Source organism: Agrococcus sp. DT81.2 (assembly GCF_049844935.1).
GTDB lineage: Bacteria > Actinomycetota > Actinomycetes > Actinomycetales > Microbacteriaceae > Agrococcus.
On record NZ_JBNCLZ010000006.1, the window covers coordinates 101,662 to 124,300 of the forward strand.

The following is a 22,639-nucleotide window of genomic DNA, read 5'->3' on the forward strand; positions in this document are numbered from 1 at the left end:
GTGCCTCGTCGCTCACTGGCGGTCGTCGGGATGGGTGCCGGTGCGCTCGCCGGTCTCGAGCGCGGCGATGGCGGCCAGGTCGTCGTCGCTCAGCGAGAAGCCGTCGACGTCGAGGTTCTCGGCCAGCCGGTGCGGATGTGTCGACTTGGGGATGAGCGCGCCCCCGAGCTGCAGGTGCCAGCGGATGATCGCCTGCGCGGGGCTCACGCCGTGGGCGGCCGCGATCCGCTGGATGGTCGGCTCCTCGAGCACCCGGGAGCGGCCGAGCGGGCTCCACGCTTGCGTGACGATCCCGTGCTCGGCGTGGAACGCCCGTAGCTCGTGCTGCGGCAGCCACGGGTGCGACTCGACCTGGTTGACGGCCGGCGTCACGCCGGTCTCGCCGATCAGGCGGCGGAGGTGCTCCTCGGTGAAGTTCGAGACGCCGATCGAGCGGATGCGCCCCTCGGCCTGCAGCGCCACCAGCTCGCGCCAGACGTCGACGTACTGCCCGCGAGCCGGCCGCGGCCAGTGGATCATGTAGACGTCGATGGGGGAGCCGAGCGCGGCCTCGCTGGCCACGAACGACGTGCGCACCGCATCCGCCGACTGGCTCTGCTCGCCCCAGAACTTGCTCGTGACGGTGAGGTCGGCGCGCTCGAGCCCGGTGTCGACCGCGCGGCGCAGAGCTTCGCCCACCTCGCGCTCGTTGCCGTAGAACTCCGCGCCGTCGACGAGCCGGTAGCCCGCGTCGAGGGCGGCCGCGACGACGCGCTGCGTCTCGTCGGCGGGCACCTTGTAGAGGCCGAACCCGAGCGCGGGGAGCGTGCGTCCGTCGAGCAGGGGCAGGGTGGAGGGCACGCTCCAGTGTCGCAGGTGCCCTCGCGGGCGGGTTCGGGCGGCTCAGCCCGCCGGTGTCGTGGGGTGGCGGGGATCGTCGGGGACCGCATCCGGATCGAGCCTCATCCGCGGACCGCGCCCACACTCGCGGCAGATATAGGGCGATCTGCTGTCAACCGGGCGCGGTGAGCACCGATCGCCCTATGCCTGTGGAGCGGCGGGGCGAGCGCGCCGTGTCACCGCGTCAGCGGGGCAGCTCGACCGGCGCGGTCTCGGGCGGCTCGCCGATGCCGTGCCGCAGGTCGGGCTGGTGGCGGCGGAAGATCGCCGCGATCGCGGCGGCGATGGCGACCATCACGACCGCCACCCAGACGCCGCCGACGCCGCCGATCGCGTCGATCGCCACGCCCGCGACCGCCGAGCCGACGGCGGCGCCGAGCAGCTGACCCGTGCCGATCCACGCGTACGCCTCCGGGGTGTCGGCGAACTTCACGGTGCCGGCGATGATCGCCGAGAAGGCGGCGAGCGCCGGCGCGGTGCCGAGCCCGGCGATGAAGAGCGCGATCGAGAGGCCGACGACGCCCGTCATGGGCAGCGCGATCGCCATGCCGATCAGCACGATCGTGAGCCGGATCGCCACCGACCACGGTGTGATGCCGCGGCTGCCTGCCGCGAAGCCGCCGAGCAGCGATCCGAACGCCGAGACGGCGAGCACGATGCCGGCCTCGAGCGCGCCCTCGCCGAAGGTCGCCACGACGCCTGCCTCGACCGCCGAGAAGCCGCCGATGAACATGGCGGAGACGATGACCGACAGCAGCACGGGCGGCTTGCGCAGCACGCGGCCGAGCTTGCGAGTGGTGGGCGGGATGCGCAGCCGGCGCACCTCGGGCGAGACGATGAAGAACGCCGCGCCGACCGCCTGGATGACGAGCACGACGAGCAGCGTCGGCCCGGTGCCGAAGAACGAGACGAGCGCCACCAGCAGCACGGGCCCGAAGACCCAGATGATCTCCTGCAGCGCCGCGTCGAACGAGAACAGCGGCGAGAGCAGCCGCTGCGGCACCATGCGGGGGTAGAGCGTGCGGACGGTGGGCGTGACGGGCGGCATCGCGGCGCCCGCGACCGCGCCGGCCACGACATCCACCCACAGCGGCACGCTCAGCGAGGCCAAAGAGAACAGGGCGGCGACCGAGACCGCGGTCGTGGTGACCAGCACGGCGACGGTGCCGAAGCGCGACATGAGCCGGGTCACGAACGGGCCCGCGATCGCCATGCCGATCGAGAAGGCGGCGAGCACGAGACCGGCTGCGGTGTACGTGCCGTGCTCGTGCTCCATGTGCATGAGCACGCCGAGCGAGTACATGCCCGCCGGGAAGCGCGCGATGAGCTGCGCCAGGATGATGCGCGCGAGCCCTGGGACCTTCAGCACCTCGGCATACGCACGCACCACGTCAGCCTAAGGGGACCGCCCGCACTTCATACCGCGGCGGGGTCCATCCTCGAGACGCTGCCGAGGCTGCCGTCCTCCTGCCCGCGGAGCACCGCTTCGAAGTAGGCGATGGTGCGGCGCAGCCCCTCGTCGAGCTGCACAGTCGGTCTCCACCCGAGCGTCGACATCGCCTGACTGATGTCGGGCTTCCTCTGCGTCGGGTCGTCCGCCGGCAGCGGCAGGAACACCACCCTGCTGGTGCTCGACGGGATGGCCTCGAGGATCTTCTCGGCGAGCTCCCTGATGGTGAACTCGCCCGGATTGCCGATGTTGATCGGGCCAGTGAGGCCGTCCTTCGCCATGGCCAGCTTCATGCCGCGCACGAGGTCGCTGACGAACTGGAAGCTGCGGGTCTGTGAGCCGTCGCCGTAGATGGTGAGGTCTTCACCCTTCAGCGCCTGCGCGACGAAGTTGGAGACGACGCGACCATCGTCGACACGCATGTTCGGGCCGTAGGTGTTGAAGATCCGTATGACGCGATGGTCGACCCCGTACTGCCGCATGAAGTCGAAGCAGAGCCCTTCGGCGTCCATCTTCCCCACGTCGTAGCAGGACCGGATGCCCGTGATGTTGACGTTGCCGCGATACGACTCGGGCTGGGGGTGAACCTCCGGGTCGCCGTACACCTCGCTCGTCGAGGCGAAGAGCAGACGGGCGCCGGTCGTGCGGGCGAGCTCCAGCACGTTGAGCGTGCCGTGGAAGTTCGTCTTCCGCGTCTTGACCGCATCGAACTGGTAGTGCGGCGGGGATGCCGGACATGCGAGGTGATAGATCTGGTCGAGCTGCATCGACGGGATCGGATCGCACACGTCGTGCTCGATGAAGGTGAACGCCTCGTGGCTGAGGTACGGCTCGATGTTCTCTCGCCGGCCGCTGAAGAGGTTGTCGAGGCACACGACGGCGTCGCCGTCTGCCAGGAGATCGTGGATGAGGTGCGAACCGATGAAGCCGGCGCCGCCCGTCACGAGGACTCGTCTCACTTGGGGACCTACCTTTCGGATGTGGGGCACTGCGGGGATGCGCGACGCGCACCCCCGCGGCGACCTCTACTCGGTGCTGACGCCGGCGCCGGCGATGGCGGATCGCTTCCAGAGCGCCACCACTGCTCCGGCGATCGCCATCGCAAGGCCGGCGATCCCGACGCCGACTGCAGAGGCAGCCCCGGTGACGGGGAGCTCAGCTGCTGCGGACATGTTTCACCCCCTCTTCACGCGGTCGTGATGCGTGCAGGTGATGTCCACACGCAGTTCTCCACGGTCGGTTGGCGCACTGCCTTGACGAGCGCATGCACGAACAGACAGCGGTAGATGAAGTCGCTGATGATGATGGGGACGGTGAACACCAGCAGCCGGGGCTGCCGCAGCCCGATGCTCGCGGCGACGATCCAGAAGCTGTAGCCGGCGAAGAACAGCAGCAGGAAGATCGGTGCCTGGTGCGCCGCGACGACCATGGCGACGAGCGCGACGGGCGCGCTGACGACGTAGATCGTCCAATGCAGCATCAGGAGGATGTAGGCGGCGTCGAATCGTGAAGCCTGACGGGCGACGCGGTGACCGATGATGCCCTGGAAGGTTCCCCACAACCAGCGCAGGTTCTGGCTGTACCAGTCCTTGAAGTTGGTCGGGTCCTGCAGGTGTGCACGCGCACGGGGCGCGTACACGACTCCGCCGAGGTTGCGCCGCTGAGCTTCCAGCACCCAATAGGTGTCGTCGACGATGTACGGCGTCTTCTCGACGAGGACGTGTTCGAGCAGACCGCTGCGGTACACCGAGTTGCTTCCGGAAATGCAGTTCATGACGCCGAAGAGGCTCTGCACGTGACGGATGGTGAGCTGGAAGTTCCAGTAGGAGAACGCGCGCTTCGCGAGCCACATGTTCCAGCGATGCTCCGCCGGCCACCACGTGATGTTCTTGCCGACCGCGATGGCGACGGAGGGATCCTCCATCTTCTCGAGGCTCCGCTCGATGAAGTCCGGCTCGATGAGCACGTCATCGTCGAGGATCGCGACCGCCTCGTACCGCGTGCCGAGACACAGCTGGTGGAAGGCGCTGTGCAGCGCCTTGGGCTTCCCGCCGTTCACGGGCAGCTCGAGCACCGTCGCCCCAGCAGCTCGGGCCACTTCTGCGGTCCGGTCGGACGGGGACTTCTGCTTCGACCCGTCGTCCACGACGTAGACGTCGCATCCCGTCAGCAGCGCGGATTCCACCGTCTGACCGATGGTGCCGGCGCCCCGGAAGCAAGCGATGAGCACAGCGACCCGCTGCGGCCCGTCGATCGGAGGGAACTCAGGGCTCGCCCGCTTCGTGCTCCACTGCCGAACCCGCGCCGGACGGAACCTGCCGTACACCCAGCCAGAAGCTGCAACGGCGAGCAAGCAGAACGGAGTGATCAGCAGCAGCCATAGGAGCGCTTCCATCGTGTTCTCTCGTCCTCGATCGCTTCGAGGCCGGCGCCAGGGAGGTGTGCAGCTCTCGCTGCGCACCTGCCCGCACCGTGACCTCCGTGCCTGATCGGCTGCCGGGTGAATCGTCACACCGTTACCGTTCGATCGAGAACGTATGCGCGGAACGTAAAATTACAGCGTTCCCACAGTTGCTCTTGAGAAACCCTCGGATTCAGCGCAGGTTGACTGGGCTGCCTTCAGCGCAAGCGTGGGCCAGCACCGCGGAGTCGCCGGAGGGCGGCACGCGCTGCGTCTCAGGCCGACGTTCCATGCGGCAAAAATGCGTGCCGCTTGGGCAAGATTGAGGGTCGGTCACGATCCCCGTCGGCGCGAGCGGAGGCCCTACCGCCCAGCGTCCGCGGCCCGAGCCTCCTCGAGAGCATGCAGCAGAAGGTCGAGCCCGAAGGGGAACTCCGCCGCGTAGTCGTAGCCGGGCACGAGCACGTGCTGCTCGACCAGTTCGGCGAGGTGCGGGTATTGATCGGCGGGGATGTTGGCGAGCAGCGTGTGCGCCATCGCCGCCGTCTGCTCCTCCGTCTCGAAGGGCAGGTTCTTCTCCTGCATCACGAACCCGTAGATGTAGCTGTCGATGAGCGCGAACGCATGCGCGGCGAGCGGCACGGTGAAGCCGCCGGAGCGCAGGGCACCGAGCACGCGGTCGTGGTGCCGCAGCGTCGATGGACCAGGCTGCGTGCCCGAGTCGGCGAGCCCGGTGGCCCACGGATGCCGTGACAGCACGTCGCGGAACGACATGGAGCGCTTGCGGAGCCCCGTCCGCCAGTCCTCGTCCTGCGAAGGCAACTCGATCTCGACGAAGATCGCGTCGACCATCGCGTTCAGCAGGTCGGGCTTGTTGGCCACGTGGTTGTACAGCGACATCGCCTCGACGCCCAGCGCCTCGCCGAGCCTCCGCATGGTGAGCGACTCGATCCCGTCGCGATCGGCCAGCTCGATGGCGGTGCGGAGCACGCGCTCTCGGCTCAGCGGCTCACGACGGTTCCTCGATGCTCGTGCTGCCACAGCCCATCCCTTTCCCTCTTGACACCCTTACGGCGTAAGCGTAGCGTTCCTTACATCATAAGTTTACGACGTAAGGATGGATCATGACTCTCGCACTCGAAGCCGCCGCCTCCTCGACGCGGGCGCCGCGCCGGTCGTTCGTCCGGTTCACCTCGTGGTCGCCGCGCACTGCGAGCCTCGTCGCTGGGACGGGACTGGCGGTCATGGCCGTGACCAGTGGCGTCGGCAACTTCGCCGGCATCGTCCCGCTCGTCGTCCGCGGCGACGCCGCCGCCACCGCCACCGCCATCGCGGCCTCGCAGCCGCAGTTCATGCTCGGCATCGTCGGCCTCGCCATCGCGGCGCTGCTCGACTTCGTCGTGGCCGCCGCGCTGTACACGCTCTTCCGGCCGACGCATCCGCTGCTCTCGGCGGTCGCGGCATGGGCGCGAGCGATCTACGCGCTGCCGTTCCTCTTCGCCATCAGCCAGCTCGTCGCGGCGCTTACCGTGCTCGACGACCCGCCGGCGGCGCTGCAGGCGATCGAGCGGTTCTCGACCATCTGGGTGACGAGCCTCGGGCTGTTCGGGCTGCACCTGGTGCTGACCGGTGTGCTCGCCTTCCGCTCGGGCTTCATGCCGCGCATCTTCGGCGTTCTGCTCGCGATCGCCGGGCTTGGCTACCTCGCGGACGCCGTGGGCATCTGGGTCGTGGACGGCTTCAGCGCGACCTTCGGCCAGTTCCTGTTCGCCGGCGAGGTCGTCGTCATCTTCTGGCTCCTCATCCGCGGACGCCGGCTACCCGCAGCACAGCCTGCCCAGTCATGAGGTCCGGGTGCTCCGGCCAGCGCGGGCGGCTACGGCGCGGCGGGCGTGGCGAAGCCCTCGCTGCCGAAGTCGACGTCGTCGCCGGCTTGCGCGGCGATCGCCCCGTAGACGGGGTTCTCGATGAACGGCTCGACCTGCGCTCGGATGAGCGCCTCCCAGTCGCCGTCGATCGCAGGCGCGATCACCGCGCGGTAGTAGCCGGAGTCGGTGCCGGGCTGCTCCGGATCGACGAGCATGCTGCGGACCGGGCTCGCGTAGCCCGCCGCGAGCGACTCGAGGTGCGCGGAGACGGCCCCTCCGTCACCGCGCTCGTGCGCGGCGTAGGCGGCGGTCGCGGTCGCGCCCTCCCAGAAGAAGTACGCCTGCACGGCGCCCGTGCCGTGCTCCCACTGGGCGGCGTTGCCGTACTCCTGCCCGGTGCTCGTCGGCCAGGAGTAGCCGTCGGGCAGCGCGAGCGGGAACGCGGCGGCAGCTTCGCGGAACTCGTCCTCGACACCGGCGGCGTCGAGCCAGACCGAGTCGGTCCCGGTCTCGGAGGAAAACCGGTCCACGTACTCGGCCACGGCCGCCTCGGTCTCGGCGGACAGCCCCGGAGGCGCGGCAGCTGTGGGCGCGGCGGGCGCGGTTGGAGCGGCGCTCGCGACCGGGGTCGCGGCCGGAGCGACCGAGGAAGCGGACGAGCAGGCTCCGAGTGCCGCAACGGCGAGGGCTGCGGTGGCGATGGCCGCTGTGCGCTTCAGGGCGAGCATGCTCACAGGCTCCCATTCGTCACGCGCAGAAGCGAGCGATCCTTGAGTTTCCACGGGGCAGTTCGGTCGCTCACCGCTGCGTGATGGTGCCCTCAAGGAGATTGCTCGTGCTCGCTCCCTCGAATCCTGCGGCCGACAGCACCTCGTCGCCCGGGAGTGAGAGCTCGTAGCGCGTGCCGCCGTCGGCGCTCACCAGCGCGAGCGCGACGCCGGGAGGCGTGGAGCGCTCCTCGACGTAGCCCTGCTCGGCGGCGATCGCGCCGACGACCTCCGCGACCGTGCCCGGTCCCCCCAGGACGCTGAGCGTGAAGGCGGCGCGGCCGTCCGGAGCGGTGAGCGCGACCGAGCAGAGCACCGGCACCTGGCCCACGGGCAGGTCGCCCGGACCGTTCGGTGCGCGGTCGAGACCGGCAGCGCCGTATCCGTCGTCCCTGCCGAGGTCGAGCCACGCGTCGACGAGCTCGTCAGGACAGCGCTCGTACGCGGTCGAGCCGACGCCCTCGGCGGTGCTCGCGGGGGAACAGCCGGCGATCGAGACGGTGATGGCAGTCGCGATGAGGGCGGCGCGGAGTCGCGGTGCTCGAGTGATCGCGGCTCCTCGTCTTCGATGGTGCAGCCTCGCGGCGAACGCTACGGGCTCGCGCAGCCGGTGTCACGCATCCCTCGGCTGCACGGCACGTCAAACGTGCCGTTTGGGAAATTTTGAGGATTTGGCTATGTTCTGCACAGCGGGCGCTCCATGGCTGCCCCGACCCTCGAGGAGTCGATGATGACTGTCCCCATCGGCGCGAAGCGGAGACCCCACCGCCGAGCGTCTCGTGCACTGCTGACTGCGATCGCCGTCGCCGCCGGACTGCTCTCGTGGCCGACGACCGCCGCAGCGGTCGGAGAGGCGCCGCCCGCCGGGCACGGCACTGTGGAGCTGACGCTGACGGACGGTGCGACCGGCGCCCCGGTGGAGGGCGTCTCGGTGAGCGTCGACCCTGTGGAGTACGACCCGAGCTGGGAGTGGGTGACCGGGGAGACGGATGCCTCCGGCGTCGTCTCCCTGCACGTGCCGGCCGGCGCCTACAGGGTGTCGACCAATCCCCACCTCGACCAGTACGTGCCGGCGTACTACCCGGGAGTGGCCCTGTACGCCGACGCCGAGCGCGTGACGGTGACCCAGGGGCAGACGCTCGCGCTGGCGATGCAGATGATGGCGCCGGCGAGTGCGGTGCTCAGCGTCTCGGGCGACGGACAGCCGGTCCCCGGCGTGCGGGTGACCATGTACCGCATCGCGGCGGATGGCTCGGAGCTTCCCGGCGGCGACTGCACCACCGACGCGACCGGCCGTTGCGAGATCTCTCGGCTGCGTGCCGGCGACTACCGCGCCTTCGCATCGCCGCCCTGGCAGGACCACGCGCAGTGGGTCACCGACGTCTGGCCGGCACGCGGCGAGACGGTGCGGATCGAGAGCGGTCAGCGCGCCGAGGCGGCCATCGCGCTCCCGGCCGCGACCCGCATCACGGGCGACGTGCGCCTCGACTTCACGCACCCGACGGAGCGGGTCACGCTCTGGGTGAGCGCGGCGTACGTGGGTCCCGACGGCGTGGAGCCCGGTCACCAGACCCGAGTCAGCGGTGCCCCCGGCCAGACGGTGCCGTTCGCGCTCGACCTCGAGGCCGGTCGCCCCTTCCGGCTGGTGTTGGAGGGCTTCGACACCGCCGGTGATAGGTACGACCGCCTCATCGCCACCGAGGAGTGGACGTCCACCGGCATGGCGCTGCTCGGCGAGACCGTGACGGTCGCCGAGGACCAGACTCGCCACTTCGAGCTCGACGCGCACGTGGGTGCCACGATCGCCGGCACGCTGCGTGTGCGCGAGGGAGTCGGGGGCGCCGTCGATGGCATTGCTGCAACCCAGCCCTCCGCCGAGCAGCTGGAGCGCATCGAGCGCCACTCGGAGTCGGTCCAGGCTGCCGACCAGTCGGCTGACTTCGGCTGCGGCGGCTCGTGCGGCATGGTGATCGTCGACCTCTACCAGCTGCGCAGCGACGGTTGGCGGTACCTCGAGATGGTGTACGCCGCCGACGAGGCGCTGCTGGGCGTCGAGCAGCGGTTCTCCTTCACCGGTCTCGCACCGGGCACGTACCGGCTCGGCTTCTGGGGCGACCACGTCTGCCACGAGTTCTGGCAGGACAGGACGGAGTTCGACGATGCGACGTACTTCGAGGTGACTCCGCAGGGCAACGCCGTGGTGATCGCGGCGGAGCTGCAGACCACCTCCGGTGACTGCTCGAACGCCGGCCCGCGTGAGCTGCCGACCCCCGACCGCATCTCGGGCGGCGACCGCTTCGCGACCGCCGTCGCCATCTCCAAGCGTGCATTCCCGACCACGGCATCCGTCGTCTACCTCGCCAGCGGCATGAACTACCCCGACGGGCTCGCCGCCGGACCGGCCGCCGCCCACCAGGGTGGCCCGGTGCTGCTCACGCGTCCGGATGCGGTGCCGCAGTCGGTGCTCGACGAGATCGAGCGACTGCAGCCCGAGCAGGTCGTCATCGTCGGCGGCACGCCGTCGGTGTGGGCGCAGGCGGAGCAGCAGGTGCGCGACCTCGACCCGGAGCGCCAGGTCATCCGCATCGGCGGCGCGGACCGCTTCGAGACGAGCCGGCTGCTCGCCGAGCACGCGTTCGAGGGCGCCGGATCGGCCTTCCTGGCGACCGGGATGAAGTTCCCGGATGCGCTGACGGCGGGCCCAGCGGCCGCGATGCTGGGCGGCCCGGTGCTGCTCGTGAACGGCGGCCAGGCCACGCCCGACGCCGGGACCCGAGCGACGCTCGACGCGCTCGGCGTCTCGTGGGTCGGCGTCGCGGGTGATCCGCAGTCGGTCTCCGTCGGCTTCGAGGAGGGCCTCATGAGCGCCGGCTTCGACGTCGAGCGGTTCTCGGGCCGCGACCGCTTCGCCACTGCCGCGCAGATCGGCATGCTCTTCGCTGGCGCGAGCACGGTGGTCGTGGCGAGCGGCGAGGGCTTCGCCGACGCGCTGCCCGGTGCTGCCGCGGCAGGGGCGGTCGGTGCGCCGATGCTGCTGGCGCGAAGCGGGTGCGTGCCGGTGTCCACGTCGAGCGCGCTCGACCGCTGGATGCCCACCGATGTCTGGCTGCTCGGCGGAGAGCCGACGCTCAGCCCGTCGGTCGCGTCGTACACGGCCTGCCGCTAGTCGGGATCGAAGCGGGGTGCGGCATGCCGCCCCCCGCTTCTGCTTGCCGTCGGCGCTTCGGCGGGCGTGCTCGTCGGTGCGCTGGCGCCCTCGATGAGCGTCGCCGCGACGGGCCGGCCGAGCCGCGCGGCTACACCGGGGTGGCCGAGGTGGCGGTGTCGCTGGCAGCGGTCAGCGGACCGATGAGGTAGCCGTTCGGGCCCCCGCCCCCGCAGCCGCCGGCGGAGAGGATGAACGACATGGCGACCACCGCAGCTGCCGCTCGGGCGAGTGCGCGCATCCCATCACCCCTTCGTGCAGCGGCGGAGAGCCGCTGCTCATCCGCAGGCTACGCCGGAGCGGGCGACGGCGCACCGGCCGAATGGCGCCCGTGTTGCTCGCCGTGCGTCAGCGGGTGCGCTCGTCGGTGCGCGGCGCCTTGATGAGCACCGCCGCGACGAGCGAGACGAGCGCCGCCGCGAGGTGCGCGAGCGCCCACGCCTGGCCGTTGAAGTCGAAGGGGAGCACCGGGTTCCACACGACGGCGATCGCGAGGAAGACCGGGATCCACCACCAGTGCTTCGCCTGGAACGCGAACCAGGCGACGATCAGCGCGAGCACCGCGATGACGAAGCGGAGCGTCTCGTACCAGTCGCTGCCCAGCAGCATCGTGCCCGCGACGAGCCCGACCGCGAGGAGGACCCCGGGGGCGAGGGCGTTGCGCTGGAAGCTCGGGCCGTAGCGGTTGGTCTCCATCGCCTCCAACCGTACGGCCTCGGGCGGCCCGCTCCGCCGATCGAGTAGCAGCCCCCTCCGCTGATCGAGTAGCAGCCGCAGGCCGCGTATCGAGATCCATGCGCGATGCACGCCCTGCGCGGGCTGCTCTGCAAGCGGGGCGGGGCTGTTCGAGGAGCGGATGACTCCGCTCAGGCGGCGAGCGCCTTCCGGATGCGCTGCAGCGACACCGGGCCGGAGGTGCCCAGCTGCTGCGCGAAGAGGCTGACGCGCAGCTCCTCCAGCAGCCAGCGCGCGGCGACCAGCTGCTCGGCCTGCGCCGACCCGTCGGTGCCCGGGACGGCATCCGTCACCGCGGCCGGCAGCGGCAGCGTGCCGCCGGCAGCGGCGAAGAGCGCCGTCGCCTGCTCGACCTCGCTCATCCACGCGCGGTCGCGGTTCGCGGTCTCGGGCAGGCGCTTGACGCGGTGCTCGATCGCGCGCACGTAGACCTCGAGGCGGCCGAGCCGGTCGAGGCCCGTGCGGCTGACGAAGCCGTCGAAGACGAGCTGGTCGAGGTTGGCGCGCGCGTCGGCGAGCGCCGCCATGTGCGCGAGGCTCGCGCCATCGCGGATCGCGCGGTCGGCGAGCCGCGCGCTCGTGAGGATGCGGGCGACCTGCGAGGCGAGCGCGAACATCCGCTCGACGAGTCCATCGGCGACGCGCGCCCGCAGCGCCTCGAAGTCGGCGACCGTCGCGGGCGGCGTCGCGCCCAGCTCTGCGTCGATGATCGCGAGCATGAGGTCGTCGAAGAGCCGGTCGGTCGAGGGGTAGGGGCTCGCGCCGATGGCGAGCTTCTCGGCTGCGGTGAGGTTGGACTGCACGTACGGCGCGGGGCTCGGCACCTGCCGCAGCAGCAGCTGCCGCACGGCCGCGCGCTGGTCGCGCTGCTGCGCCTCGCGGGTGGAGGCGAGGCGGATGCCCACGGTGGCCTTGCCGCCGCCCTTCGCGCCCGAGCTGCCGGTGATGGCGTAGCCCGGATAGGCGCGCACGGTGTTGCCGCCCTGCCGCACGTCGATGTGCTCGGGCAGCTCGGTGTCGAAGCCGGTCACCTCGTCGCGCTCGAGGTCGCTCGTCACCTTCACGGCGGCCTTCGCGACCTGGACGGTCGCCTGCTGCCCGAAGCGGCGCTTGAGGGACTCAAGGTCCTTGTCGGCGCCGAGCCGGCGACCGCGGGCGTCCTCGACCGCGAAGGTCGGCTTGAGGTGGTCCGGGATGCGGTGCCAGTCGACGTCGGTCGCGGCGGCCTGCACGTAGGCGGTGCGGGAGATGCGCGCGGCGAGCACCTCGGCGATCGAGGCCGGCCGGTCGCTGCCCTTGCCCGCCGCGGGAGGCTCGGCGGGCAGCTCGGCGAGCATGCTCCGCGCCCAGTCCCCGGCGGGCACGACGTGCTTGCGGACGTGCTTCGGCAGGCTCTTGATCATCGCGGTGAGCAGCTCCTCGCGCATGCCGGGCACGAGCCAGTCGAAGCCCTCGGGGCTGAGACGGGGGAGCACCGCGAGCGGCACGTGCACCGTCAGGCCGTCGTCGGCGGCGCCCGGCTCGAAGCGGTAGCTCAGCCGCAGCCGCTGCTCGCCCTGCTGCCACTTCGTCGGGTACAGCTCGGTGTCGACGCGCGCATCCTCGCCGGTGAGGTCCTCGCGCGTCATCGTCAGCAGCTCGGGGCTCGTCTTGCGCTGCTCGCGCCACCAGCCCTCGAAGCTGCGAGTGGAGGCGACGTCGGCGGGGATGCGCGCGTCGAAGAAGTCGAAGACCGCCTCGTCGCCGACGAGCAGGTCGCGGCGGCGCTGGCGCTCCTCGAGGCGCTCGATCTCGCGACGCAGCTCGCGGTTCTTGCGGTCGAAGTCCTGCGGGCTATCCCACTCGCCGTCGACGAGCGCGTGCCGGATGAACAGCTCGCGCGCGTGCACCGGGTCGATGCGCGAGAACTGCAGGCGCCGCCTCTCGACGATCGTGACGCCGAAGAGCGTCACCTTCTCGAAGGCGACGACCGCGCCCTGCTTGCGCTCCCAGTGCGGCTCGCTGACCTGTCGCTTCGCCAGGTCGCCCGCGAGCGGCTCGGCCCACGCGAGATCGACGGATGCGACATTGCGGGCGAAGAGCCGGCTCGTCTCGACGAGCTCGGCCGCCATCACTGCGCGGGGCGGCTTCTTGGCGAGGGCCGAACCGGGGAAGATCTGGAACCGCGCACCGCGTGCGCCGAGGTACTCGGGGCGGGGGCGCATCCGCCGCTTGTCGCCCTTGTCGCCCTTGTCGCCGGGACGCGACTGCTGCGGCTTCTGGGTCTCGTCGAGCGTGCCGATGCGGCCGAGGAGCCCCGAGAGGAGCGCCTTGTGGACGGCGTCGGCGTCGACGGAGGTGGCGAGGGAGCCGGGCGCGTCGTCCGTTGATCGAGTAGCTGACGCAGTCCGCCCCTGCTCCGTTGATCGAGTAGCTGGCGAAGTCCGCCCCTGCTCCGTTGATCGAGTAGCTGACGAAGTCCGCCCCTGCTCCGTTGATCGAGTAGCTGACGCAGTCCGCGTATCGAGATCCGAGCGGCCCTCGTCTCGATACGCGCCTTCGGTGCTACTCGACGAGCGGGCGCCCTTCTCGAGCTTCAGCCCCATCGCCCGCGTCAGCTGCCGCACCACGTCCTGCCATTCGCGCACGCGCAGGAAGCTGAGGTGCTCAACCTTGCACAGCTTGCGGAACTGGTTGCCCGACAGCGCCGCCTGCTGCGCCTGCAGGTGCCGCCACAGCGCGAGCAGCGTGATGAAGTCGCTCGTGGGGTCGACGAAGCGCGCGTGCATGCGGTCCGCCTCCTCGCGCCGTTCGAGGGGGCGCTCCCGAGGATCCTGGATCGTCAGCCCGGCGACGATCGCGATCACCTCGTGGGCGACGTCCGCATCGCGGCCGGCCAACGCCATCCGCCCGAACCGCGGGTCGACCGGCAGGCGGGCGAGCTCGCGACCGATCCTGGTGATGTCGCCCTTGGCCGAGATCGCGCCGAGCTCGCGCAGCAGGTCGTGGCCGTCCTTGATGCCGCGCGAGTCGGGCGGCTGCAGGAACGGAAACTCCTCGAGCGGGCCAAGCCCCAGCGACGACGCCTGCAGGATGACCGCCGCGAGGTTGGTGCGCAGGATCTCCGGGTCGGTGAACTCCGGGCGGCGCTCGAAGTCCTCCTCGGCGTAGAGGCGGATCGCGATGCCCGGAGCGACGCGGCCCGCGCGGCCGGAGCGCTGGTTGGCGCTCGCCTGGCTGATCGCCTCGATCGGCAGCCGCTGCACCTTGCTGCGCGCCGAGTAGCGCGAGATGCGCGCCGTGCCGGTGTCGATGACGTGACGGATGCCCGGCACGGTCAGGCTCGTCTCGGCGACGTTCGTGGCGAGCACGACGCGGCGACGGATGCCCGGGCGATTGGAGCGCTCGAACACGCGGTGCTGGTCGGCGGCGCTCAGGCGGCCGTAGAGCGGCAGGATCTCGGTGGTGGGGCCGAGCTTGCCCTGCAGCTGGTCCTGCGCGTCGCGGATGTCGGCCTCGCTGGGGAGGAAGACGAGCACGTCGCCGGCGTCGTCGCGGGCGATCTCCTTGAGCGCCGACTCGATGCCGTCGATGGGGTCGAGGTCGGCGTGGGTATCGGGCTCTCCGTCGTCGTCCTCGTCCTCATCCATCTGCTCGGCCACGAGCGGGCGGTAGCGGATGTCGACCGGGAAGGTGCGCCCGGAGACCTCGATGATCGGGGCGCCGCCGAAGTGCCGGCTGAACGACTCCGGGTCGATCGTCGCGCTCGTGACGATCACCTTGAGGTCGGGGCGGCGGGGGAGGAGCCGCTGCAGGTAGCCGATGAGGAAGTCGATCGTGAGGCTGCGCTCGTGCGCCTCGTCGATGATGATCGTGTCGTACTGCTTGAGGTCGCGGTCGCGGTGCATCTCGGCGAGCAGGATGCCGTCGGTCATCACCTTGATCTGCGTCGCCGCGCTCACCTGGTCGGTGAAGCGCACCTTGTAGCCGACGGTCGTGCCGAGCTCGACGTCGAGCTCCTCGGCGATGCGCTCGGCGATCGTGCGGGCGGCGAGCCTGCGCGGCTGGGTGTGGCCGATGCTCGTGCGGCCGAGCTCGAGGCACATCTTCGGCAGCTGCGTCGTCTTGCCGGAGCCCGTGGCCCCCGCGACGATCACCACCTGGTGGTCGCGTATCGCCGCCATGATCTCGTCGCGCGCCTCGCTGACGGGCAGATCAGCCGGATACTCGATGCGCATCCGCCCATTCTCCCGTGCGCCGCTGTGCGTGCGCACCCGCGCGGCGCATCCGCATCCGCACGCCAGCGCGCCCGCCGCGTCCCCGCACCGCCGCGCCCGCCGTCCGCCGCGCCGGCCGCACGAGCTACCGGGACCCCTTCCACCGATCGGGACCTGGTGCACCGGGTCCCGCTCGGTGGAAGGGGTCCCGCGCCGATGGCCTTGCGCCGCCAGTTCGATCCGGGATGTGATGCCCGGTCATCCACAGGACGGCCGGCGCGCGTCGCGTGGTCGGCGCCCCCTCTGGGAGAGTGCGCGCCATGCCGACCGGACGCGACGCCGACCTGCCACGACCGAAGCGCGAGCTCATCGCGGCCGCGCCGGGCTTCCGCCCGGAGCGGGACGACCGCTTCGTGCGCCTGCGGCGCGGCATCTACGTCGAGCAGACGCCCTCGGGCGCGCCTGCCGACGAGACGAGCCCGACGGCGGATGCGCTCGAGCGCGACGCGCGCTACCTGTTGCGCATCCGGGCAGTGCAGCAGGCCAGATCGCAGCCGGTCTTCGCCCGCGAGTCGGCGCTCGCCGTGCACGGCGTCCCGTTCGGCTTGGTGCCGGACGTCGTCTACACGGCAGGGGGCACGGCGACCGCGAAGAAGAAGGCCGGTGTCGTGCACGCGCCGGTCGTGCTCGACCCGGCCGATGTCGTGCGCGTCGGCGATCTGCTGGTGTGCTCGCTGGCCTATGCGCTCGCCGACGTCGCGCGGCGGCGGGATCGGCTCACCGCGGTGTCGGCGATCGACGCAGCGCTGCACCGGCGAGCGGTGTCGAAGCAGGCGATCCTCGACGCGCTGGCCCGACAGGGCGCTCGCGGGCGAGCGGCGGCCGAATGGGCGATCGCCTTCGCCGACGGCGACGCCGAGTCGGTGGGGGAGTCCTGGAGCCGAGTGCGCGTGTTCGAGCTCGGCTTCGCCGCCCCTGAGCTGCAGCAGTGGGTCGCGGGCCCGACCGGGAGGCAGTGGCGCGTCGACATGCGCTTCGTCCGGCCGGGGCGGCGACCGGTCTACGGCGAGTTCGACGGCCGGGTGAAGTACGGCGAGGTCGCGAACCGGGCGGGCAAGTCGGGAGCGCGCGCACTCGCGGAGGAGAAGCTGCGCGACGACGAACTGCTCTACAGCGGCGATCCGGCGCACTGGATCTGGGACGACGTGCTGCACCCGACTCGACTCGGGCGCATCCTTGACGGCTACGGCGTGCCCCGAGTGCGGAAGCCCGTGCCCTCGCTGGCTGCGATCGCGTGACCGGGACCCCTTCCACCGAAGGGGACCCGGTGCACCAGGTCCCGTTCGGTCGAAGGGGTCCCGCAGACGTCAGCCCGCGGCAGGTGGCCGCGCGGGCGAGCTGCTGGCGCCGCCGACCGCACGGCCCACGCACCCTGGCGGTGCTCAGGCTCGCCGTGCAGGATGGCGGCCATGGACATCCACGACAACGGACCGAAGCCCAACGCGTTCGACATCGAGAGCGCCACGACCGCGAACGACGCCTACCGCCGCGTCGCCTGGACCGGCAAGCACTTGCAGGTGACGCTCATGTCGATCGAGCCGGGCAAGGCGATCGGGCTCGAGGTGCACCACGGCACCGACCAGTTCCTGCGCATCGACCAGGGCAAGGGTGTCGCGAAGATGGGTCCCGCGAAGGACGACCTGCAGGAGACCGAGGTCGAGGACGGCTGGAGCATCCAGGTGCCCGCCGGCACGTGGCACGACGTCGAGAACACCGGCGACGAGCCGCTGCGCCTCTACACGATCTACGCGCCCACCCACCACGCGAAGGGCATCGTCCAGCAGACGGCCGAGAAGGCCGAGGAGGACGAGGAGGCCGGCCGCGACGAGCCGCCGAAGTGGGTCGAAGAGGTCGACGAGAAGGGCGAGGAGAGCGCCTGACGCCTCCCCGCACGCAAGACGCCCGCCGGTGATCCGGCGGGCGTCTTGCGTTGCCAGGCTTGCGCTGGCGCGTCCCGCGTCAGGACGAGCGGCCGTCGGCGAGACCGTCCGGCGCCGCATCGGTCTCGGCCTCGAGCGCATCCGTCGCGATGTCGGGATCCGAGCCGGTCGACTCGGTGCCGTCCTGGGCGCCCGCGCTCGGGCCGGGGTGCGACCCCGAAGCGGCCCCGTCTGCGCGGGCCTCGGCGTCGGCGTCGCCCTGCGAGGCGTTCGGGGTGGTGCTGTCGGTCATGCTGCCCTCCGTGTGGTGCGGGGCCGCAGTGCGGCCGGTCGGGACGGATGCGCGCGCATCCGCCGGGTGCGCGGAGTACCCGGTCACGACGGGTGCGGCCGCGTCGCCTGCCATGACGTCGGCGTCGGAGCCGAGCACGCCGTCCTGCGAGGTGGCGCGGATGCCGCCGATGGCGGGGTCGTCGGTGTCGTCGGCATCGCCGTCGAAGGGGTTGTCGCCGATGAGCGGCGGCAGCTCCTCGCCGCGCGCGCCGCGGCGCTCGAGCACGAAGATCGACGACAGCATCGTGATGATCGACAGGCCGACGAAGGTCCAGCCGAGGATGCTGTTCGCGAGCAGCCCGAGCGAGTCGGTGACGCGCGTGTAGCTCAGAATCGCGAGCAGTGCACCGACCCCTACGAGCACGCTCGTGAGCACCACGAACCACATCGGCCGCGTGCGGCGGGTGGCGATGACGACGCCCATGACGAGTGCTGCGAGACCGAGCAGGTAGTGCATGCGGTCAGCCTAGGCGCACGCCCCTGGATCCGCGACGAGATCTCAACGTCGCGGGTGGTACTACGCCGCCGCATCCGCCTCGAGCTACCACCCGCGACGTTGAGACTGGAAGGGGGATGCGCGACACGCGCAGGCGCCGCGCGTGGGCCGTCGCGCCTACGATGGAGCGAGTGACCAGCCAGCCCTTCGAGACCCCGTTCGGGTCGTACTCCGGGCAGCAGTGGCTCCAGCACGCGGGCCAGCAGGCCGGCGCCCAGGCGACGGATCAGGGCCCGCACTTCGGCACCTACGCGGCCGACCACCTGCCGCCGAGCTACCCGGAACGCGCCGCGTGGGGCACCGCCCAGCCGCTGCGCGCATGGCAGCAGGAGGCGCTCACCCAGTACTTCTCGACCGAGCCGCGCGACTTCCTCGCCGCCGCGACCCCGGGCGCCGGCAAGACGACGTTCGCGCTGCGGCTCGCCTCCGAGCTGCTGCGCCGCGGCGCCGTCTCCCGCATCACCGTCGTCGCGCCGACTGAGCACCTCAAGCAGCAGTGGGCCGACGCCGCCCACCGCGCCGGTATCCGCCTCGACCCCGACTTCTCGAACGGCGACGGCGACTACCCGCGGCAGTACCACGGCGTCGTCGTCACCTACGCGCAGGTCGCCGCCCGGCCGCCGGTGCACGAGCGCATCACCCGCTCCGCGCCGAGCCTCGTCATCCTCGACGAGGTGCACCACGCGGGCGACGCGCTCTCCTGGGGCGACGCGGTGCTCGAGGCGTTCGGTCCCGCGACCCGCCGCCTGTCGCTCACGGGCACGCCGTTCCGGAGCGACACCGCGCCCATCCCGTTCGTCGAGTACGTGCGCGACGAGCGTGGCATCCGCCTCTCGCGCACCGACTACGCCTACGGCTACGACCACGCGCTCAAGGACGGCGTCGTGCGCCCGGTGCTGTTCATGGCCTACGCCGGCACGATGCAGTGGCGCACGTCGATGGGCGACGAGATGAAGGCGACGCTCGGCCACGGCGACACGAAGGACATCACGAACGGTGCCTGGCGCACCGCCCTCGACCCCGGCGGCGCGTGGATCCAGCAGGTGCTGCGCAGCGCAGATGTGCGGCTCACGCACGTGCGGCAGACCGTGCCGGATGCGGGCGGCCTGGTGGTCGCGACCGACCAGGCACAGGCGCGGCAGTACGCGCAGCTCCTGCGGGACATCGCGGGGGAGGAGCCCACGGTCGTCCTCTCGGACGACGCCGGCGCATCCGACCGCATCAGCGCCTTCTCGCAGGGCACGCAGCGCTGGATGGTCGCCGTGCGGATGGTGTCGGAGGGCGTCGACGTGCCGCGGCTGGCGGTGGGCGTCTACGCGACGAGCTCGTCGACGCCGTTGTTCTTCGCGCAGCTGATCGGCCGCTTCGTGCGCTCGCGCCGCCGCGGCGAGGTCGCGACCGTCTTCCTGCCGTCGGTGCCGCCGCTGCTGACGCTCGCCGCCGAGCTCGAGCGGCAGCGCGACCACGCGCTCGACCGCGAGCAGGCCGACGACCAGCTGCTCGACGACGACGCGATGGATGCCGCCGAGCGCGGCGACAAGGACGACCGCGAGGCGGCGCCGTTCACGTGGGAGCCGCTCGAGTCGAGCGCCACCTTCGACCGGGTGCTCTTCGGCGACGCCGAGTTCGGCCAGCTCGTCGAGCCGGCGACCGAGGAGGAGATGGACTTCATCGGCATCCCGGGCCTCCTCGACGCGGAGGACGTCTCCGACCTGCTGAAGCGGCGGCACGCGCGGCAGGCCGCGCGCATCCGCGACCGGCCGCCGAACCAGGAGGCGCCGGAGCCGCTCTACCGCAACATGCGCGAGGAGCGGCAGCTGCTCAACTCGCTCGTCGCGATCGCGGCGAAGCGGCGCGGCGAGGCGCACGCGCTCGTGCACGCGGAGGCGCGGCGAGTCTGCGGCGGTCCGCCGGTCGCGCAGGCGTCGATGCAGCAGCTGCGCGACCGCATCCGATACCTGCGCAAGGTCGTCGACAAGCGCTGAGCGTGGGCGAGCGCCCCGCCGTCAGTCGTGCTCGACCCAGCAGACCAGCACGGCGGAGGCGACCGCGTAGGCCACCTCGTCGCGGGTCATCGTGCCGCCCGCGAGCTCGCTCGGCAGCCTGGTCGCGTCGACGAGCAGCGTCTTGCCGTCCCGCAGGAAGGCGACGATTCCGGCGTCCGTGGTGAAGGCCGGCATGCCGAGCGCCAGCAGCCCCTCGATGTCCCTCGCACCGTCGACCGTGCCTTGCAGCCCGTCGAAGTGCGCTTCGCCCGCCTCGAGGTCGGTGGCGTCGTCGACGCTGAGCATCAGCGGCGCCCCGTCGATGTCGTAGGTGCAGGTGAACGTCGGCTCGTTCCATGTGGAGGTCGGCTCGACCTCGCCCTGCAGGTCGAGCATCGAGGTGATCGCCCTCGTCACCTGCCCGGCGCAGATCATCTGCGCCGCGTCGGACGGCTCCTCGGCGTTCTGAGCGCCGTGGGCGCCGTGCTCGGAGCCGGCCATGACGGACCCGTCGGGCATCGTGTGCGTCGCCTCCGCTGCGGGGGCGCCGGCGACGGAGCCATCGGGAGCGGGCGTCGCCGATGCGCAGCCGGTCAGCAGCAGTGCCGCGACGGCGACGGCGGCGAGGCGGGTCCTGAGGTCCATGCGAACGATCCGATCTTCTGGCTGGCTTCGGTGGCTGGCTCCGGTGCGCCGGCGATGGCGAGAGCTCGCCTGCATGAGGAGTTCGGTGCCGCGCGCTCGTCGGATTGGGGCGGCGGGCCTCAGCCGCCAGCGCGGACCATTCCAATCCGTCATGCGGAGCGCGCCGAACGCCGAGGTACCAGGACACAAGCCTTGTGCCCGAGTTCCTCAGGAAGAGGTCCATCTCATGAAGAACAAAGCAGTTCTGCTCGCAGCCCCAGCGCTCGGGCTCGGCATCGTCATGCTCGGCGCAGCGCCCGCGATGGCGCACGACGGCCCTCACTCGTACTCCGCGATGCTCGACGAGATCAACAGCAGCGGCGCATCCGGCGAGGTCTGGATCGACGTCGACGGCACCACCGCCACGGTCACGCTGAACGCATCCGGCCTCGCCGCCGAGTTCGACGGCGCCCCGTACCCGCACGTGCAGCACATCCACATCGGCGCGCAGGGCCTGTGCCCGAGCGACAGTGCCGACGAGAACGGCGACGGCATCATCAGCACCACGGAGGGCGGGCCCTCTTACGGCGCGATCGGCACGACGCTGTCGGTCGGCGACGCCGACAAGAGCCCGGCCGGCGGCCTCGACCTGGCGGCTGCGCCGTCGGGTGCCACGATCGCATACGAGGAGACGTTCGAGATCGACCAGGCGACGCATGACGCCCTCGAGGCCGGCACCGCCGTCGTCGTGGTGCACGGCCTCGACCCGGCCACGCAGCCCGAGTCGGGCACGAGCCCGAGCGACCTGGTGCCCGAGCTGCCGCTCGCTGCCACCTCGCCCGCGCTCTGCGGCGCGCTCGACGCGGCACCGGCTGGTGGCGTCGACACCGACGTGACCACCGTCGCTGACGCAGGTGCGAACGGCGGCGCCCTCGGCGTCGTCGCAATGGGCGGCACGCTCGCGGTGATGCTCGCCGCCGGTGCCTACGTCGTCGGTCGTCGCGTGGTCCGCGACAACTGACTCCAGTCACCATGATGGATCGCAGCATGAGCCGTCGCCTCCGCCTCACGGCGGGGGCGGCGGCCCTCCTGTTCGGGCTGACGGCGTGCGGCTCCAGCTCCGACGAGCCCACGGCAGCACCGGCCGCGTCGCCGACCTCGGCCGGCTCCGCCGCGCCATCCGAGGCACCGCCGGCCGAGACGCCCGCGCCCTCGACACCGACACAGGCGCCGGACGAGCCGATGATGGATGCGTCGGCGCCGGTGAGCGTGGCCATCCCGGCGGTCGGTCTCGACGCGCCGCTCATCCGCACGGGAATCCGCGAGGACGGGACCCTCGAGGTGCCGCCCGGCGAGGAGGGCTCCCCGGCCAGCTGGTACGACGGCTCACCCACGCCGGGCGAGCGGGGCGCATCCGTGCTGCTCGGGCAGGTGAACTCGACCACCGACGACAGCGGCGTCTTCTACGACCTGCCACGGCTGCAGCCGGGTGACGAGATCACCGTCACACGCGAGGACGGATCGACGGCGGTCTTCGAGGTGTACGGCCTCGAGACGTTCGCGAAGGACGAGTTCCCGACGCGAGCGGTCTACTTCCCGGTCCCGGGCGCTGAGCTTCGCCTCATCACCTGCCACGAGGGCGACGACCCCGACGCCCGGTACCCGAACAACTTCGTCGTCTTCGCGAGGCTCGTCGGGGACGCGTAGGAGAAGGCCCCCGCGGTCGCCCGCATCGCCGTCATCCTCGGGCGACGTGCCGG

Annotated in this window: 20 protein-coding genes; 7 read left to right on the forward strand and 13 right to left on the reverse strand. The window is 71.4% G+C overall.

What is annotated here, in order from left to right; translation table 11 throughout:
- Nucleotides 1–12: 12 nt before the first annotated feature.
- From ACLQ21_RS12350 to ACLQ21_RS12375, 6 genes are all read right to left on the reverse strand, one after another.
- On the reverse strand, nucleotides 13–840 hold the full coding sequence (locus ACLQ21_RS12350) for an aldo/keto reductase (RefSeq protein WP_425664081.1): 828 nt from the start codon (nucleotides 838–840) through the stop codon (nucleotides 13–15).
- A gap of 223 nt (nucleotides 841–1,063) precedes the next feature.
- Nucleotides 1,064–2,266 carry an MFS transporter gene (locus ACLQ21_RS12355; RefSeq protein WP_425664083.1) on the reverse strand — a complete coding sequence of 401 codons (1,203 nt, stop codon included), beginning with the start codon at nucleotides 2,264–2,266 and terminating at the stop codon, nucleotides 1,064–1,066.
- 29 nt (nucleotides 2,267–2,295) lie between these two features.
- Nucleotides 2,296–3,288 (reverse strand): UDP-glucuronic acid decarboxylase family protein, encoded by a 993-nt coding sequence (locus tag ACLQ21_RS12360; protein ID WP_425664085.1) that lies wholly within the window; start codon nucleotides 3,286–3,288, stop codon nucleotides 2,296–2,298.
- A gap of 66 nt (nucleotides 3,289–3,354) precedes the next feature.
- Nucleotides 3,355–3,501 (reverse strand): LPXTG cell wall anchor domain-containing protein, encoded by a 147-nt coding sequence (locus ACLQ21_RS12365; RefSeq protein ID WP_425664087.1) that lies wholly within the window; start codon nucleotides 3,499–3,501, stop codon nucleotides 3,355–3,357.
- Between the two features lie 14 nt (nucleotides 3,502–3,515).
- A complete protein-coding gene (locus ACLQ21_RS12370; RefSeq protein ID WP_425664089.1) occupies nucleotides 3,516–4,790 on the reverse strand; it encodes a glycosyltransferase in 1,275 nt (424 codons plus the stop codon).
- A gap of 303 nt (nucleotides 4,791–5,093) precedes the next feature.
- Nucleotides 5,094–5,720, reverse strand: a complete 627-nt coding sequence (locus ACLQ21_RS12375) for a TetR/AcrR family transcriptional regulator (RefSeq protein ID WP_425664091.1) — start codon at nucleotides 5,718–5,720, stop codon at nucleotides 5,094–5,096.
- 134 nt (nucleotides 5,721–5,854) lie between these two features.
- Between ACLQ21_RS12375 and ACLQ21_RS12380 the strand changes: the two genes are divergently transcribed.
- Complete coding sequence (locus ACLQ21_RS12380) at nucleotides 5,855–6,577, forward strand: DUF4386 domain-containing protein (protein ID WP_425664093.1); 723 nt, start codon at nucleotides 5,855–5,857, stop codon at nucleotides 6,575–6,577.
- Between the two features lie 29 nt (nucleotides 6,578–6,606).
- Here ACLQ21_RS12380 and ACLQ21_RS12385 read toward each other — a convergent pair whose 3' ends face one another.
- Nucleotides 6,607–7,326, reverse strand: a complete 720-nt coding sequence (locus ACLQ21_RS12385) for a hypothetical protein (RefSeq protein ID WP_425664094.1) — start codon at nucleotides 7,324–7,326, stop codon at nucleotides 6,607–6,609.
- 70 nt (nucleotides 7,327–7,396) lie between these two features.
- Nucleotides 7,397–7,696: a hypothetical protein gene (locus ACLQ21_RS12390; protein ID WP_425664096.1), complete on the reverse strand. Its 300-nt coding sequence runs from the start codon at nucleotides 7,694–7,696 to the stop codon at nucleotides 7,397–7,399.
- A 399-nt stretch (nucleotides 7,697–8,095) separates the two neighbouring features.
- Between ACLQ21_RS12390 and ACLQ21_RS12395 the strand changes: the two genes are divergently transcribed.
- A complete protein-coding gene (locus tag ACLQ21_RS12395) occupies nucleotides 8,096–10,531 on the forward strand; it encodes a cell wall-binding repeat-containing protein (protein ID WP_425664098.1) in 2,436 nt (811 codons plus the stop codon).
- Nucleotides 10,532–10,661: 130 nt separating this feature from the next.
- On the opposite strand, the gene ACLQ21_RS12400 is transcribed toward ACLQ21_RS12395, so the two are convergent.
- The 3 genes from ACLQ21_RS12400 to hrpA form a co-directional block, all read right to left on the reverse strand.
- Nucleotides 10,662–10,811, reverse strand: coding sequence for a hypothetical protein (locus ACLQ21_RS12400; RefSeq protein ID WP_425664100.1), 150 nt, complete (start codon nucleotides 10,809–10,811; stop codon nucleotides 10,662–10,664).
- Nucleotides 10,812–10,918: 107 nt separating this feature from the next.
- A complete protein-coding gene (locus tag ACLQ21_RS12405) occupies nucleotides 10,919–11,266 on the reverse strand; it encodes a DUF6804 family protein (RefSeq protein WP_425664102.1) in 348 nt (115 codons plus the stop codon).
- Between the two features lie 170 nt (nucleotides 11,267–11,436).
- Complete coding sequence (gene hrpA / locus ACLQ21_RS12410) at nucleotides 11,437–15,522, reverse strand: ATP-dependent RNA helicase HrpA (protein ID WP_425664104.1); 4,086 nt, start codon at nucleotides 15,520–15,522, stop codon at nucleotides 11,437–11,439.
- Between the two features lie 299 nt (nucleotides 15,523–15,821).
- Here hrpA and ACLQ21_RS12415 point away from each other — a divergent pair, with 299 nt between their 5' ends.
- Complete coding sequence (locus ACLQ21_RS12415) at nucleotides 15,822–16,799, forward strand: hypothetical protein (protein WP_425664106.1); 978 nt, start codon at nucleotides 15,822–15,824, stop codon at nucleotides 16,797–16,799.
- A 171-nt stretch (nucleotides 16,800–16,970) separates the two neighbouring features.
- The gene (locus ACLQ21_RS12420) at nucleotides 16,971–17,441 is read left to right on the forward strand and encodes a cupin domain-containing protein (protein ID WP_425664107.1); all 471 of its coding nucleotides are present in this window, start codon (nucleotides 16,971–16,973) and stop codon (nucleotides 17,439–17,441) included.
- A 79-nt stretch (nucleotides 17,442–17,520) separates the two neighbouring features.
- Here ACLQ21_RS12420 and ACLQ21_RS12425 read toward each other — a convergent pair whose 3' ends face one another.
- Nucleotides 17,521–18,231: a hypothetical protein gene (locus tag ACLQ21_RS12425; RefSeq protein WP_425664109.1), complete on the reverse strand. Its 711-nt coding sequence runs from the start codon at nucleotides 18,229–18,231 to the stop codon at nucleotides 17,521–17,523.
- Between the two features lie 302 nt (nucleotides 18,232–18,533).
- Between ACLQ21_RS12425 and ACLQ21_RS12430 the strand changes: the two genes are divergently transcribed.
- Nucleotides 18,534–20,255, forward strand: coding sequence for a DEAD/DEAH box helicase (locus ACLQ21_RS12430; RefSeq protein WP_425664355.1), 1,722 nt, complete (start codon nucleotides 18,534–18,536; stop codon nucleotides 20,253–20,255).
- A 21-nt stretch (nucleotides 20,256–20,276) separates the two neighbouring features.
- On the opposite strand, the gene ACLQ21_RS12435 is transcribed toward ACLQ21_RS12430, so the two are convergent.
- On the reverse strand, nucleotides 20,277–20,900 hold the full coding sequence (locus tag ACLQ21_RS12435) for a hypothetical protein (RefSeq protein ID WP_425664111.1): 624 nt from the start codon (nucleotides 20,898–20,900) through the stop codon (nucleotides 20,277–20,279).
- 226 nt (nucleotides 20,901–21,126) lie between these two features.
- Between ACLQ21_RS12435 and ACLQ21_RS12440 the strand changes: the two genes are divergently transcribed.
- Nucleotides 21,127–21,900 carry a hypothetical protein gene (locus tag ACLQ21_RS12440; RefSeq protein ID WP_425664113.1) on the forward strand — a complete coding sequence of 258 codons (774 nt, stop codon included), beginning with the start codon at nucleotides 21,127–21,129 and terminating at the stop codon, nucleotides 21,898–21,900.
- 26 nt (nucleotides 21,901–21,926) lie between these two features.
- Nucleotides 21,927–22,586 (forward strand): class F sortase, encoded by a 660-nt coding sequence (locus ACLQ21_RS12445; protein WP_425664115.1) that lies wholly within the window; start codon nucleotides 21,927–21,929, stop codon nucleotides 22,584–22,586.
- The last annotated feature ends 53 nt before the right edge of the window (nucleotides 22,587–22,639 follow it).

Excerpts from the sequence above, each read along its gene's own strand:
- ACLQ21_RS12395 (WP_425664098.1), top strand. The coding sequence starts at position 8,096 with ATGACTGTCCCCATCGGCGCGAAGCGGAGACCCCACCGCCGAGCGTCT.
- ACLQ21_RS12385 (WP_425664094.1), bottom strand. The coding sequence starts at position 7,326 with ATGCTCGCCCTGAAGCGCACAGCGGCCATCGCCACCGCAGCCCTCGCC.
- ACLQ21_RS12380 (WP_425664093.1), top strand. The coding sequence starts at position 5,855 with ATGACTCTCGCACTCGAAGCCGCCGCCTCCTCGACGCGGGCGCCGCGC.
- ACLQ21_RS12425 (WP_425664109.1), bottom strand. The coding sequence starts at position 18,231 with ATGCACTACCTGCTCGGTCTCGCAGCACTCGTCATGGGCGTCGTCATC.
- ACLQ21_RS12405 (WP_425664102.1), bottom strand. The coding sequence starts at position 11,266 with ATGGAGACCAACCGCTACGGCCCGAGCTTCCAGCGCAACGCCCTCGCC.
- ACLQ21_RS12435 (WP_425664111.1), bottom strand. The coding sequence starts at position 20,900 with ATGGACCTCAGGACCCGCCTCGCCGCCGTCGCCGTCGCGGCACTGCTG.
- ACLQ21_RS12415 (WP_425664106.1), top strand. The coding sequence starts at position 15,822 with ATGCCGACCGGACGCGACGCCGACCTGCCACGACCGAAGCGCGAGCTC.
- ACLQ21_RS12420 (WP_425664107.1), top strand. The coding sequence starts at position 16,971 with ATGGACATCCACGACAACGGACCGAAGCCCAACGCGTTCGACATCGAG.
- ACLQ21_RS12365 (WP_425664087.1), bottom strand. The coding sequence starts at position 3,501 with ATGTCCGCAGCAGCTGAGCTCCCCGTCACCGGGGCTGCCTCTGCAGTC.
- hrpA (WP_425664104.1), bottom strand. The coding sequence starts at position 15,522 with ATGCGCATCGAGTATCCGGCTGATCTGCCCGTCAGCGAGGCGCGCGAC.
- ACLQ21_RS12440 (WP_425664113.1), top strand. The coding sequence starts at position 21,127 with ATGAAGAACAAAGCAGTTCTGCTCGCAGCCCCAGCGCTCGGGCTCGGC.
- ACLQ21_RS12445 (WP_425664115.1), top strand. The coding sequence starts at position 21,927 with ATGAGCCGTCGCCTCCGCCTCACGGCGGGGGCGGCGGCCCTCCTGTTC.
- ACLQ21_RS12400 (WP_425664100.1), bottom strand. The coding sequence starts at position 10,811 with ATGCGCGCACTCGCCCGAGCGGCAGCTGCGGTGGTCGCCATGTCGTTC.